1 rRNA gene is annotated in these 219 nt (G+C 53.0%); it reads left to right on the top strand.

From position 1 onward, the window contains the following. A 16S ribosomal RNA gene (locus tag ACSLUR_RS19185) occupies positions 1-219 on the top strand; the annotation flags it as partial.

Genomic DNA, 219 nt, shown 5'->3' on the forward strand with positions numbered 1-219 from the left:
GTGGGGAATATTGCACAATGGGGGAAACCCTGATGCAGCCATGCCGCGTGTGTGAAGAAGGCCTTCGGGTTGTAAAGCACTTTCAGTCGTGAGGAAAGGGTGTAAGTTAATACCTTGCATCTGTGACGTTAGCGACAGAAGAAGCACCGGCTAACTCCGTGCCAGCAGCCGCGGTAATACGGAGGGTGCGAGCGTTAATCGGAATTACTGGGCGTAAAG

It is taken from the genome of Thalassotalea montiporae, assembly GCF_053485855.1.